Raw genomic sequence first — 13,572 nt, forward strand, 5'->3', positions numbered from 1 at the left:
TCAATGTTGCTGAGCTGACGCCATCGCGAGCAAGCTCGCTCCCACAATAATTTTCGGGTGATTGGAGGATTTGTATTCACCACAAATCCCCTGTGGGAGCGAGCTTGCTCGCGATTGCGGTGTGTCAGTCGCCATCAATGTTGCTGAGCTGACGCCATCGCGAGCAAGCTCGCTCCCACAGTGTTCCGTGTTGTTTCAGATGTTAGAGGTCTAGCACCAACATCGGGGTCTTCGATCTGGAGCAACATGGGGTGAACTGGTCGTTGCAGGCCTGCTCAGCTTCGGTCAGAAACATGTCCCGATGTTCCGGCACACCTTCCAGCACCCGCGTCAGGCAGGTGCCGCACACGCCTTGTTCGCATGAGATCGGAATCTCGATGCCATGGCTCTCCAGCACCTGCACCACGCTGCGGTCCGCCGGCACGTCGAACACCTCGCCGCTGCGCGCGAGCTTGACTGAAAAACTGCCGTCGGCGCGGGTGTCGGTAGGGGCGGCGGCGAAGTATTCGCGGTGCAGGCGGTCTTCCTGCCAGCCCTGGCCCTTGGCGGTGTCGAGCACGTGCTGCATGAAACCACCGGGCCCGCACACGTAGAGATGCAGGTCGTTATCGGGTGCGGCCAACACCCTGGCGGCGTCCAGCAGGGTTTCTGGTTCTTCATCGAAATGCAGAAACACCCGGTCAGCGTAAGGGGCTTGGCGCAGGCGTTCGACAAAGGCCGCACGGTCTCGGGAGCGGGCACAGTAATGCAGCTCGAACGTCGCACCGCTCTGGGCCAGGTGCTCGGCCATGCACAGGATTGGCGTAATGCCGATGCCTCCGGCAAACAGCAGGCTGCGTCGGGCGTGGGGAGCAAGCGAGAACAGGTTGCGTGGTTCGCTGATGTGCAAGCGCATGCCGGGCTGGATCTGTTCGTGCAAGCTGCGCGAACCACCGCGGGACGCCGGGGCCTTGAGCACGCCAATGAGGTAGCGATGCCGTTCTTCGGGATGATTGCACAGCGAGTACTGGCGAATCAGCCCACCGGGCAAGTGCACGTCGACATGGGCACCGGCGGTGAAGGCCGGCAATGGCTCGCCGTCGACACGGGTCAGTTCGTAGCTACAGATATCGAGGGCCTCGTTGTGTCGCGCCGTGACCTGGACTTCGATCATGGCCGTTGCTCCGCCGGTTGAGGCTGATGACTGCTGGCGATCAAGCCGGCTTGAGGCTCGCGCTCCCGTGCGATCCAGCGCTCCAGCACCCGCCGGGACTGCACGCCGCCGGCATCGATGTTGAGCTTGAGCAAGTTGCGCTGCGGGTGGTCCAGCAGGTTGCGCTGCTGGCGTTCGAGCATTTCCAGGTCTTCGCTGAAAATCTTGCCTTGGCCTTCGCGAATGGACGCGGTGAGGGCTTCATCCTGCGGTTGGAAGTGCCGGGCCATGCCCCAGAAATACCAGATCGAGGTTTCGGTTTCCGGCGTGATGAAATCCACCACGATGCTCGACGCCTTGAATTGCGGCGCGGCGTGATAACCGCCGTTGCCGGCGTGGGCCACGCCCACTTCGATCAACACATGGCTGGGCGGGGTGAAACGGCAGATCTGCCAGCGGTCCACCGGCACGTCATCGGCCAGGTTGTTGCCGCGCAAGGCCATGCGCCAGAACGGCGGGGCCATGATGTTTTCCATATGCCGGGCGGTGACCACTTCATCACCTTCGACGGTGGTCACCGGCGGCGCCTCGTCGATTTCCTTCTGGCCGATGCTCGAGGCGTGGACATAGGTTTCGTGCGTCAGGTCCATCAGGTTGTCGATCATCAGGCGATAGTCGCACTGGATGTGGAACAGGCCACCACCGTAGGCCCATTCATCGCTTTCAGCCCATTCCAGGTGATGGATCAGTGCCGGGTCCGCCAGCGCCTGGTCACCGGGCCAGACCCAAATGAAGCCATACCGTTCCTGCACCGCAAAGGTCTTGTTGCAGGGGAATCCCCGTACCCGTTGCCCGGGCATCTCGACGGTCTTGCCATCACCACCCATCACCAACCCGTGATAGCCGCATACCAGGTTGCCGTTTTCGACGTACCCCAAGGAAAGCGGGGCGCCGCGATGGGGACAGAAGTCTTCCACGGCTGCGACCTTGCCTGCATGCCCCCGGTAGAAAACCATCTTTTCACCACAAATCTGGCGACCCAGGGGTTTGTCGGCGATTTCATCGGGGGTGCAGGCAACGTACCAGGCGTTTTTGGGGTACATGACGGATCTCCAGGCGGATGTTGTTTTTATCTGTGGATCCATTAACTCTCTTAACTAATTTCGTTGTCAACGGTTTTGCTGGGTAAATTGACGATTGGCTATCTCAGTGGATCCATTGATGAGTCGTTGGGGCGATCGTTTAAACCGACAGGCCGCCGGCATCCAGGGCTTCAATGAACGGCAGCAGGTGCGCTATGGTTCGCAGAACGAAGTATTCCTGGACCTGCTGGGCGGGTGTCTGATTGTCTCGCGGGCTTGTTGCTGCACAACACGGAGTGATGCATGAAGACCAAAGCGGTACTCACTGAGCAGGACGTTGCGCAATTGCTGGTGGCGGCCAAGGAGCTGGCTCACCAGCGTCAATGGGCGGTGTCGGTTTGTGTGGTGGATGACGGGGGACATCCCCTCGGGCTGCTGCGCCTGGACGATGCCTCGCCGTTATCGGCCTACATCGCCACCGAAAAAGCCCGCACGGCTGCCATGGGCCGGCGCGACAGCAAGGTGTTCGAGGACATGATCAATGGCGGTCGCTACGCGTTTCTCAGTGCTCCGCATCTGCAGGGCATGCTGGAGGGAGGGGTGGCGATCCGTCATGACGGCCAGTGCATTGGGGCTATCGGGGTGTCTGGGGTCAAGGCTGAGCAGGATGCTGAATTGGCTCGTTTGGCGGTGGAGACGGTGTTGCCGGTGATTACTCCGGATGCCTGACGACGGAACCAGGTCTGTGAAGTTAGTTACCCTGTGGGAGCGAGCCTGCTCGCGAAGGCGGTCTCACAGATGATGACGATGTTTGATGTGCCGGCCTCATCGCGAGCAAGCTCGCTCCCACAGTGGGATTCACAGGGAAATGCCGATCTTGTGAACACCACAAAAAAACTGTGGGAGCGAGCTTGCTCGCGATAGCGGTGGGTCAGTCGACTTGTGTATTTACAGACTGAGCGCCTTCGCTAGCAAGTCCGCTCCCCACAGGGTTTGCACAAATCTTCCAGACACGCTCCTGATCAGCAGTTAATCTGCCAAGAGCACATTCGTTAAACGGGACAGGGCATGACAGCGCGCAACTGGATCGATCTCAAGCAGGACGCCACGTCCGGTATCGAGACCGTGCGTGCGCATTTCGAGGGTCATGCCTATGATCCCCATTGGCATGACACCTACCTGGTGGGAGTGACCGAGCAGGGCGTGCAGCAGTTTCATTGCCGCCGCCAGCAGCACAACAGCACGCCGGGCAAGGTGTTCCTGCTTGAGCCCGGTGAGTTGCATGACGGCAACGCGCCCCATGACCACGGGTTTACCTACCGCACGTTGTACCTGGAACCCCAATGGTTGGAGCGCGAGTTGCGTTCCTTGTTCGACGTAGCGCCGGACAACGCCCAATTGGGGTTCGCCGCCACCTTGACCGACGATGCGCGGCTGGCGAGTGCCACGGCCTTGGCCTTCCAGAGCCTGCATGAGCAGGAGATCCGCATCGTGCGCCAAACGGCCCTCGATACCTTGTTGGCCAATCTGACCCAACACCTGCACTGGCGAGCACGGATCAACCCGGACCCGCGGTTGCCATTGGTGGCGCAGCAAGCCCGGGATTATCTACACAGCCACCTGAGCGACGACATCGGCCTGGATGACCTGGCGCGGGTCACCGGCGTGGATCGTTTTCGCCTGACCCGTGCGTTCAAGGCCGCTTTCGGCCTGGCGCCCCATGCCTATCTGATCCAGTTGCGCCTGGCCCGTGCCCGGCGTTTGCTGGCCTCTGGCGAGAGTGCCGGTACGGTGGCGGCCATGCTCGGTTTTGCCGACCAGAGCCACTTGGGCCGCTGGTTCCAGCGCGCCTATCGCCTGAGCCCGGCGGACTACCGTAAGCGCTGCTCAATTGTTCCAGACTGACCACGACTTCCCAGGGATGATCAAACGATCGATCATCCACCGAGAAGTCGCTCCATGGACCAGTTACTGCCGTTTGCCTTGTTCGCGTTTGTCGCCTCCATCACCCCGGGCCCGACCAATATCCTGGTGCTGAGCCATAGCTCGCGCTTCGGCCTGGCAACCACCTTGCCGATCATCCTCGGCGCCTGTGCTGCAGCGGCCTTGCTGGTGCTCTTGGTTGGCACCGGGCTGGGAGATGTGCTGGCGCGCCATACCACCCTTCAAACGTTGCTCTCATGGGCGGGCATCGCCTGGCTGAGTTGGATGGCCTGGCAGATTTTCCGCGCACCGGCCCAGGCCATCGACCCGGACCGCCCGGTGGAAGGCCCGCGCCTGGGCCTGGCGGGGGCGGCCGGGTTGCAATTGGTGAACCCGAAAACCTGGATGATGGCGTTGGCGGTGGTCAGCGTCTTTGCGGGGGCCGAGGCCGACCGGACCGTGCGGGTCCTCTGGCTGTCCCTGGCGTTCTTCGCCATTTCCATCCCCTGCATGACCGTCTGGGCCTACCTGGGCCGCGGCGCCGCACGGTTCTGCCGTTCCGCCGTGGCGATGGGGCGGTTCAATCGGGTCATGGCGGTGATGCTGCTGGTGTCGGCGTGGTTGACGTTGGTGATGTAGCGGCGATCGACCTTCATCACGCGCAATCCCTTGCAACGGTTGGACGGTATCAAAACACCGTTGATTTGGAGAGCATCGGCCACGCCAGAACTAACGTGCTTTAGCGCTCGAACGAACACTCGACCCCAAGGAAGGAGGTCCATCATGTCTACTCAAGACACTCATATCGATTTTATCCGCTCCAGGCTCCCCGTCTGGTTGACGCGAGCCACACGGGCCCGGCAGACGCGTTTCAAAGTGCTCACCCGTCAATTGCAGCGCGACAGTGATGCGCTCAATGCACTGCTCAGTGATCTGCCGGGGCCCTATGCGTTCACCCTCGATCGGCTCAAGACCCAGCCAGAAGTACAGGATTGGAACCGGGTGATTGGCCCCGGCACGGTGGCAGACGCGGTACGCCGGGCCAGGGTCAGGCGAAGTTCCTTCGTCACCGACCCCTCGCTTTCGGTGATCGAAGCGGTCATGCGCAATTACCCTCCCGCCGACGCCGTCGCCGGCAGCGATTTCGATAACAAGGGCGAACTGTTCATCCAGGGCTGGCGAGGGGAGTTCTCCCAAGGGGGCGCCCCGTCTGACAGGGCGACCCTGGCCACGCCCCCGGCCCGTTTCGCCAGCCTCTGTCGCCGCATGGATGTGGGCGGGGCCTATCGACAGTTGCTCGAACAGAAAATGCCTCGTATTGCCGATGAGGTGCCCGCCATTGCCAAAGCCTACATGGCGTACGCCCGCAGCCAGCTCGCCTATGACGCCTACCAAGCCAAGCTGGAAGGGCGCCTGGATGAAACCGGTGAGCGGTTGCTGGCCCATGTGGGCGTTCATCTCGAAGACCGGCGTGTCTCCCCCCTGGCCTGTGAGGTCAAGGCGCTGGAGTTGCTCTCGGCCCCATTGTTTAGCGTCCGGTTGTACTGGGGACTGAAGGGCGATGCCCAGGGTGTTCGCCCGGTCGTCTTGCACATGCCCCATGACACCGAGGCGCCGCTCAAGCAGTTCCCCAGCTTGCAGGCGCTGTCGGCGGAGCTCACCGAACGGTTGCGCAAACGCCGCTATCGCCAGGGCCTGATGCATTACCTTCCGCTGCGTCTGCAGGCCAGCCTGGGCACGGCGCTGCACGATCAGGTGGAGTGGACGGTGACGGACAACCTCAATCTCTTCCAGGAAATTCATGCGCGCATCACCGGCTGGCGCGAGGGCGAGTGGGGTGAGGATGGCAATCAACGGTACATCCGGATACCCACGCCCAAGGTGGCCTGGGGCCTGAAAGACCTGCGCGAGGCCCCTTGGCACGCTTGCTACCACGAATGGCGCGGCCATGCTCTGGCCAACGCTTCGGCGCTGATGGTCCCGACCCGGGACCAGGACTGGCGTGCGCTGTTGGCTCGTCTCGACTATTGGGAGAGCCTTGTCGAGCGTTCGCTGATGGTTGCCGCGACCTTCTTCCCATTTTGCGCGCCCATCGGCATGACCGCTGCGGCGGTCGGTGGCGTGCGCCTGGTGTACGAAATCTTCGAAGGCATCCAGGCGTTCAACGAAGGCCACGCGCAAGAAGGGATCGAGCATATCTTCAACGTGTTGTTCGGGGTTGCTCAAGGTGCCTACCTGGGCTTCGTCGGTGGGGCCGTTGAACCCATGCCGGTACGCGACGGCACCACGCGCCTGTGGAATGGCGACGTCAGTGCCTTCGAAGCGCAACGCTTACCCCCCGTGGAGGCCGAGCAGGACGCCTGGGGTGTCTGGCGCACGGAAGACGAGGCGTGGGTGCGCATCGAGGATCGTTACTTCGAAGTACAGGGAGCACAGGACGCTTTGAACCTGCGCCTGCCAACCGGGCACCAAGGTGTGACGCCACCACTGGAATGGAGCCGTGCCCGCGGCTGGCAGTGGGCCCATCGCAACCCGTTGCAGCGCGATAACCTGGCGTTGCTGCGGACCTTTGCCGAGACCCCCGCCGAGCTGGATGACAACGCACTCCTGGCCTTGCAACGGCAGGTCGGCATCAGCGAGGCGCATTTGCGCTACCTGCAAGTCCAGGGGCGGCCGATGCCGGCGATATTGGCCGATGCCTTGGATGAAACACGGAATTGGCAATGGGTGCAGCACACCATTGAACGCCTGCGCCGGGGCGAAGCGCCGGGAGGCAGGCATTTTCGCATCGTCCAGACCCTCGTCGATCTACCGGGGTGGCCCGAGGGCTTGACGTTGCGCTACCACGACGGCGTGAGGCTCTACCCGGTGGGTGACATCGCCGATACGCGCTTCCTATGGTTGAGCAAAGCGGACCTGGAGCACGACGCCTGGGCCGCCCGCATCCTGGAAACCCTGAGCATGGACGAGCAAAACGTGCTGCTCGGCCAACGCAGTCTCGGCCTGCGCCCGCTGGAGCGCAGCCGCTTGTTGGCCGGACGCTGGGCCGGGTACCTGGAACGCAATGCCTCGCGGGTGAACGCGGCCATGGCCCGTCACGTCGTGCGCGATCCCTTAGCTGCCCCGGTGATGCGGACGTTCCCGAACCTGCCCGAATCCATCGCCAACGAACTGGTCCACGAGGTGGCAGGTCATGATCGGTTGCGCTTGCTGGAAGGCAAGGTGGCCGAGAACCTGGGCAAGCAGTGCGCCGAAGCCTTGCGCGAGCTGCGCCTGACCCGTGCCTTGCGCGCCCTGAAGCGGGGCGAAGGCACTGTCGATCGCGATCGCATCGTCATCGGCCTGCTGGGAGATGCCCCCCGGTTACAGGGTCGCGTGCATCTGCGTGTTTGGCTGCGCGAGCTGCAAGATCCGATAACCGTGGGGAAGGACGGCCCCTTGAAAACCATTCGCCAGGAAGGCGACAAGTACCGCCCCTTTGACGAAACCGGCGAAGAGTTGGCAAATCCCATGAGCCTGGAGGATGCGCTGCTGCGGGCGCTATCGGACGACGCGCGTCGGGCGCTGGGCTTGAATATCTGGGAGGCGGATAAGCTTCGGACCCAGTTGCTTGCACAGGCCCTGGAGGACCGGCAAGGCCTGCGTCCCTACCTGTCGATGAGGCGCCTGGGCAGTGTCGGATCGCGGCCGCAATGGTTGAACGGGCACTTGGTGTACCCCCTCAGCGGCCGTGGCAGACTGCCGCTGCACGACTGGCGCGGCAGCCTGGAGCAGCGTCTTGAGCGGCTCTATCCCAGCCATGGAGGGGAGCGTCTCATACAGCTACAGGCAAACCTGACGGAACAGGCCGGGCACCAAGGCATCAGCCTGGGCGAATTGGTCACCCAGTTGGAAAACGAATGGACCACGCTGGACGATGGGCTGCGCCAGTGGGTGGACCATGAGGGTTTCCACCACCCTAACGAACAGCAGTACGACCGTGAGACCCTGCTTGGGCAACGCAATGCCATCGCCAGTGAATTGCGTCGTGCCTGGCGGAGCGAAGCCGAACCGGGGCTGGAGGGTAGTGAGGTGGCATTACGCTTAGGGGCTTTGGACGTCGGTCGGTTGCCTCCCATCAGTGCACGTTTCGAGCATGTCCGTTTGGTGGCGCTGAGCCATATGGGCCTTAGCGAGGACCCTTCAGACTTCCTGAGATTGTTCCCCAACATCGATACGTTGAACCTGCAGGGCAATCATCTCACCACGATTCCGGTGGCGGCAGGTGAGTTACGTTCGCTGGTGGAACTGTCAATGGAAGGCAATCCGCTCCATCTGCACGCAAATGTCTTCGCGCCATTGACCGGTGCTGAACCCACTAGAATAGCCGCCCTGGACCTGACGGGGATCAGTAGCGGTCCGCAGATGGGAACCAGTGCGGACGTGATTGCAGCCATTGACAGCCTGGCCGCACTGCCGACGTTGCGTGAGGTGGTGTGGGCCGAAAACTTGGATTTCACACCCGAGCAGCTGCAGGCGCTGACTCGGTTGCCGGACTTGCGGGTGCTGGATCTGTCGCGCTGTGGCCTGCGCCTGGATGATGAGGGCAGTGCATTCCTGCGTACCGCGGCGGGTTTGCAGGAGCTACGCCTGAACGGAAATAATTGCAGGGACCTACCCGATTTGCCAGAGCTGACGAGCCTGTACGAGCTGGGAGTGGCCAGGAGCGGGCTCGATCGGGTGCCTCCGCTGGCGTTGGCGGTGCTGGCCAAGCATCCGTCCGCTCTGTACGTCCTCGATCTTCGAGGCAACCGCATCACCAATATCCTGGATGACTTGCTGCCCGCGCTCGACCGCTTGCCCGATCGGGGCTCGCTGGCCGTATGGCTCGATGACAATCCATTGCCCAGTCTTCAGATCCAGGCCCTGCGCGTCATATATCCCGACTCTTTCCAGTACACCGTCGATGACTGGCTCTACTTTTCCCCGGCTCTCAAGAGAGCGCTGGAGGTTGCCCGCGACGATCCCGGGATGCGGAGCTTCATTGACTGGTTCTCTGTTGGCATCCGCAACACAGAAAAGCAGACGTCTGGCGGGTTATCTTTCGCCGATCGCGGGAGGGCGGCCGCTGTCTTGCAGCACTACATCGGCTACGAGAACGCTCACGACCCGCTCCCGATGCTGGTTGGCGATTTCGACCAGCAATTGCGACAACTGCGCACGCGCCTGCAAGCCCGTATCCTGGATCGACAAACGCCAAACCTTGCTGAATTCGAGATGCATTTCCACTTGTTCGAATCGGTGATGCGCGCGCGCCTCGTTCGAGGAGGCGTGCCCTTTGCAACGTTCCTGGCAGAGCATTACGCCTATTGGAACCATGCTCTGACGGAGCGTTACCCCGACCTTGCGCAGCGCCAGCTACACATGACCCGTGAGGCATTCATCGACTGGCTCAGCGATGCCCAGGACACCTTCAACAGCAATGACCAGGCTCCGCGCGTGGGAGAAATGGCCTGGCGGCCCTACCTGGGGCTGATGTCCCGCGATTGGTCCGAAGGGCTGGCCTTCTGGGATACGCTGGACGACGATCTGGTGGAGGCCTTCAGCGAGCCGGTGAATCCGTCCCGATGGCCGCAAGTGATGCTGGACAACCTGGTGCAGCCGGACGCCAGCCTGCCCAGCCCATTGGAGCCCGTCACCCAAGGCGACCGGATCGTCTGGCGCGGCGTGGGGCTCGAGGCCGTGACGGATGTGGATTGGAGCGCACGCCAGCCGGTGATGCTCAACGAGGACCAACTGCGGCGGACCATGGCGATCTACCGTTCGGTCAAGAGCCGGGAGGTCGAATCGCTGGTGCGGCGGATCACCATGGGGCTGGTCAATGCATGGTGGCCGGTGCCGTAGGCGCTGTCGCCCTGAAGACCAAGGCCTTCAGGCCACACGCCGGGTCGATATCCGGGAATTCCGGTGGATTGTCCAGGCGTGCTTCGAACACCAGCCCGGGCGCTTCGCGGGTGACGCCGTCGATGAGGAAATCCGGGCCGGTGGCCGGGTCGTTGCTGCAGGCCAGGACTGTGCCGTGGGCGGTCAGCAGTTCCGGCAGGCGGCGCAACACCCGCTGGTAATCCTTGGTCAACAGGAAGCTGCCTTTCTGGAAGGTGGGCGGATCAATGATCACCAGGTCGTACGGGCCGCTGTTGATCACCTTGCCCCAGGACTTGAACAGGTCGTGGCCGAGGAAGCTCACCTGGCTCAGGTCGTGGTCGTTCAGCCGATGGTTGTCACGGCCGCGGCTCAGGGCCGCTCGGGACATGTCCAGGTTGACCACATGCTCCGCGCCGCCGGCAATGGCCGCCACGGAGAAGCCACAGGTGTAGGCGAACAGGTTCAGCACCCGCTTGCCACAGGCGTTGGCCCGCACCCAGTCGCGACCGTAGCGCATGTCGAGGAACAGGCCATTATTCTGCTTCTTGCCCAGGTCGATCCGGTAGCGCAGGCCGCCTTCGGTCAGGGTCCATTCATCAATGGGCTCGCCCACCAACCATTGGGTGAGACTTTGTGGCAGGTAGCGATGCTGCACGGCGAGTGTATGGGCCTTGCTGTGTTGCCAGGCTGGCGATGTCGTCAGCGCCAGCAGCGTCGCGATCAACCCGTCCAGGTGCGTGGGTTCCGGTTCCTTGAACAGCGAGACCAGCACCACCCCTTGTAACCAGTCGACAGTGACCTGCTCCAGGCCCGGCCAGCAGCGTCCGCGGCCATGGAGCAGGCGGCGGGTTTCTTCCGGTACCGATGCCAGGGCGGTCAGCAAATGGTCGTGAAGGGTTTGAAGGGCTACGCAATTCATTCAAGCAACGCCAGGGATTCGAAAGGCCGGCATTTTAACCAGCGTTTCAGCAGGTGCAATCTGTGGCGAGGGGATTTATCCCCGCAGGGCTGCGCAGCAGCCCTACCTGCCAACTCGGCGTGTCAGGAAGAATGAGTCTGCTGCATTGGGGCTGCTTCGCAGCCCAGCGGGGATAAATCCCCTCGCCACAAAGGCACTACTAACTGCCGCTGGTGGCCAGAATGCTCGCCACCTGTTGTGGCTGGCAATTGAGATAGGCCGAACGCTTGAGCCAACCCGGGTCCGGGTACCAGGAAAACATGAATTGCCCGCCCTTGAGTTTGTCGATCACCTGGCGCGCCACTTGCGGGCGTACGGCAGGGCAGCCCTGGCTGCGCCCGATACGGCCCTGGCGCACGCTCCACAACGGGTTCACGTAGTCGGCGGCATGGATCACGATCGCCCGATCACGGGCCAGGTCATTGAAGCCCGGCTCCAGGCCATCCATGCGCAGTGAATAGCCGTGGGTGCCCTGGTAGCTTTCCTGGGTGCGAAACAGTCCCAGGCTGGATTGATAGCTGCCCAGGCGATTGGAAAATTGCGTGGCGAAGTTTTCTCCCGAATTCTGACCGTGGGCCACCAAGTCGCGCAATACCAGCTTCTTCTGGCGCAGGTCGAAGATCCACAGGCGCCGGGCCGTGGAGGGTTGCGAGTAATCGATGACCGCCAAGTGGCGGGCGTGGCCGGCACCATTGGCGACCGCGCATTGCATGGCGCTCAAGGCACTTTTGAGCGCCAGGGGATTGAGTTCCGGCGCTGCCTGGGCGAGGCTGTGGTAAAGCGTTTGCGGCTTTGGCTTTTTTTCGGCCAGCGCCGGGCTGCAAATGATGCCAAGGCCCAGCATGACCAGGCAGAATCGGCGCAAAAAGCCCGATACAGGCGAAGGGGTTCCAACGTGGTGTTCGTTCGCGGCATCCCGTCCGATTTCGTTTGTCTGCATGATGGCGGGTCGTACCTGTCGCAAAATTCACCGTCAACGAGACGGCCATGGATTGGAGTAAAGCAGTTGTTCAAAAAGTCCGCATGTTACCTGAGCCTTTTATTGCTCACTGCGCCATTGGTCGCCACAGCCGAAGACAGCGATCCGGCACTGGTGCAGACCACCCTGGCGCAATGGGTGGTTGCGTGCCCGGACGTCGCGGTGGGTGCCGACTTTCCGACGTTGCTCGACTTGCAGGCGTTCTATCAGCAAAACGCAGGCCAGGCAGTCTGGGCGGACGACGAACGACGGGCGGCGTTGCAGGTCCAGTTGCAACAACTGGCCGATGACGGCCTGGATCCGGCCCGCTATAACCTGCCGGTCGAGGGGGCAGTCCAGGCCACTCACTGTGCCGACATCGCCATCAGCCAGCGCTACCTGCAAGCCTTGCATGACCTGCGTTTCGGCTACCTGCCTCAAGACCGGCTGGAACCGGTATGGAAGGCCAACCCACCGCCCCAGGATCACCCCGCCGTGGTGCTGGCCATCGCCGGACTGGGCCGGCAGAACCTGGCCGACGCTTTTGAACAGGCACGGCCGAACCTGGACCTTTACCGCAACCTGCGCGGCCTCTATGCCCGGCTGCGGCAACAGCCTCTGGCCGAATGGCAAGCGGTGCCGGGTGGGCCGTTGCTGCAACCGGACAAACAGGACGCCCGCGTCCCCGCCCTGGCCCAACGACTGTTCAACGAGGGTTACCTGAGTACGCCGCCGCAGGTGAGCGACGAGCATTACAGCCCCATGCTGGTGGCGGCGATGAAGAGTTTCCAGGCCCAGCATTCGTTGCAGGCCGATGGCGTGGTGGGACCGTGGACCGTCACCGAGCTGAACATCAGCCCGGCCATGCGCCGCGAGCAGTTGCGCATCAACCTGGAGCGCATGCGCTGGCTGGCCCAGGACGTGGAGACTGACAGTGTCCTGGTAAACGTGGCAGCGGCGCAGTTGACGGTTTACCAGGGTGGCGCGCCAGTCTGGCAAACCCGCACCCAGGTGGGGCGTGCGCAACGGCAGACACCGTTGCTCAAATCCCACGTCACCCGGCTGACGCTCAACCCGACCTGGACCATTCCGCCGACCATTATGCGCGAAGACAAACTGCCCGAAATCCGCCGTGACCCGGAGTTTCTCGCTCGCCACAACCTGAGGATCCTCGACAGTGATGGCCTGCCGTTGCTGGCGGAGGATATCGACTGGGAGCACCCGGGCAACCTCATGCTGCGTCAGGATCCAGGTCCGAAGAACCCGTTGGGCAAAATGGCGATCCGTTTTCCCAACCCGTTTTCGGTGTACCTGCATGACACACCGAGCCAGTCGTTGTTCAGCAAGGGCCCGAGGGCCTTCAGTTCAGGCTGCGTGCGGATCGAGCAAGTGATGCACTTGCGCGACCTGCTGGTCAGCCCGGCCGAACGCGCACGCACCGACACTCTGCTGGCCACTGAGTCGACCCATGAATTCAGGCTGGCCCGACCCGTGCCGATCCTGCTGGGGTACTGGACAGTACAAGCGGACAGCCAGGGCCAGGCGGTGTACATCCCGGATATCTATGGGCGTGACGTGACGCTGTCGGCCGCCCATGGTCGGGCGCTCTGAGCGC

General features: G+C 62.5%; 9 protein-coding genes. 5 read left to right on the plus strand and 4 right to left on the minus strand.

Features of this window, described 5'->3' with window-relative positions:
- Positions 1-202: 202 nt before the first annotated feature.
- A complete protein-coding gene (locus AC3A5O_RS19570) occupies positions 203-1,153 on the minus strand; it encodes a PDR/VanB family oxidoreductase (protein ID WP_487753590.1) in 951 nt (316 codons plus the stop codon).
- On the minus strand, positions 1,150-2,235 hold the full coding sequence (locus tag AC3A5O_RS19575; RefSeq protein WP_305471020.1) for an aromatic ring-hydroxylating oxygenase subunit alpha: 1,086 nt from the start codon (positions 2,233-2,235) through the stop codon (positions 1,150-1,152). The genes AC3A5O_RS19570 and AC3A5O_RS19575 overlap by 4 nt, the downstream gene beginning before the upstream one ends.
- A gap of 282 nt (positions 2,236-2,517) precedes the next feature.
- Between AC3A5O_RS19575 and AC3A5O_RS19580 the strand changes: the two genes are divergently transcribed.
- The 4 genes from AC3A5O_RS19580 to AC3A5O_RS19595 all read left to right on the plus strand — a co-directional run bounded on the left by AC3A5O_RS19580 (position 2,518) and on the right by AC3A5O_RS19595 (position 10,020).
- Positions 2,518-2,943 (plus strand): GlcG/HbpS family heme-binding protein, encoded by a 426-nt coding sequence (locus tag AC3A5O_RS19580; protein WP_122568567.1) that lies wholly within the window; start codon positions 2,518-2,520, stop codon positions 2,941-2,943.
- Positions 2,944-3,282: 339 nt separating this feature from the next.
- Positions 3,283-4,119 carry an AraC family transcriptional regulator gene (locus AC3A5O_RS19585; RefSeq protein ID WP_354338696.1) on the plus strand — a complete coding sequence of 279 codons (837 nt, stop codon included), beginning with the start codon at positions 3,283-3,285 and terminating at the stop codon, positions 4,117-4,119.
- 54 nt (positions 4,120-4,173) lie between these two features.
- Positions 4,174-4,776 (plus strand): LysE family translocator, encoded by a 603-nt coding sequence (locus AC3A5O_RS19590; protein ID WP_487753591.1) that lies wholly within the window; start codon positions 4,174-4,176, stop codon positions 4,774-4,776.
- A 144-nt stretch (positions 4,777-4,920) separates the two neighbouring features.
- Positions 4,921-10,020: a dermonecrotic toxin domain-containing protein gene (locus AC3A5O_RS19595; RefSeq protein ID WP_487753592.1), complete on the plus strand. Its 5,100-nt coding sequence runs from the start codon at positions 4,921-4,923 to the stop codon at positions 10,018-10,020.
- Here the strand turns inward: AC3A5O_RS19595 and AC3A5O_RS19600 are convergent.
- A complete protein-coding gene (locus AC3A5O_RS19600) occupies positions 9,995-10,960 on the minus strand; it encodes a class I SAM-dependent methyltransferase (protein ID WP_305481516.1) in 966 nt (321 codons plus the stop codon). The genes AC3A5O_RS19595 and AC3A5O_RS19600 overlap by 26 nt on opposite strands.
- Positions 10,961-11,159: 199 nt before the next feature.
- On the minus strand, positions 11,160-11,843 hold the full coding sequence (locus tag AC3A5O_RS19605; RefSeq protein WP_487753620.1) for a murein L,D-transpeptidase catalytic domain family protein: 684 nt from the start codon (positions 11,841-11,843) through the stop codon (positions 11,160-11,162).
- 162 nt (positions 11,844-12,005) lie between these two features.
- Between AC3A5O_RS19605 and AC3A5O_RS19610 the strand changes: the two genes are divergently transcribed.
- Positions 12,006-13,568 carry a L,D-transpeptidase family protein gene (locus AC3A5O_RS19610; protein ID WP_487753593.1) on the plus strand — a complete coding sequence of 521 codons (1,563 nt, stop codon included), beginning with the start codon at positions 12,006-12,008 and terminating at the stop codon, positions 13,566-13,568.
- Positions 13,569-13,572: the final 4 nt, after the last annotated feature.

The sequence above is a fragment of the Pseudomonas sp. Soil_N_39 genome (assembly GCF_057655955.1).

Coding starts and splice junctions, on each gene's coding strand:
- AC3A5O_RS19570 (WP_487753590.1), bottom strand. CDS start 1,153: ATGATCGAAGTCCAGGTCACGGCGCGACACAACGAGGCCCTCGATATC.
- AC3A5O_RS19575 (WP_305471020.1), bottom strand. CDS start 2,235: ATGTACCCCAAAAACGCCTGGTACGTTGCCTGCACCCCCGATGAAATC.
- AC3A5O_RS19580 (WP_122568567.1), top strand. CDS start 2,518: ATGAAGACCAAAGCGGTACTCACTGAGCAGGACGTTGCGCAATTGCTG.
- AC3A5O_RS19585 (WP_354338696.1), top strand. CDS start 3,283: ATGACAGCGCGCAACTGGATCGATCTCAAGCAGGACGCCACGTCCGGT.
- AC3A5O_RS19590 (WP_487753591.1), top strand. CDS start 4,174: ATGGACCAGTTACTGCCGTTTGCCTTGTTCGCGTTTGTCGCCTCCATC.
- AC3A5O_RS19595 (WP_487753592.1), top strand. CDS start 4,921: ATGTCTACTCAAGACACTCATATCGATTTTATCCGCTCCAGGCTCCCC.
- AC3A5O_RS19600 (WP_305481516.1), bottom strand. CDS start 10,960: ATGAATTGCGTAGCCCTTCAAACCCTTCACGACCATTTGCTGACCGCC.
- AC3A5O_RS19605 (WP_487753620.1), bottom strand. CDS start 11,843: ATGCTGGGCCTTGGCATCATTTGCAGCCCGGCGCTGGCCGAAAAAAAG.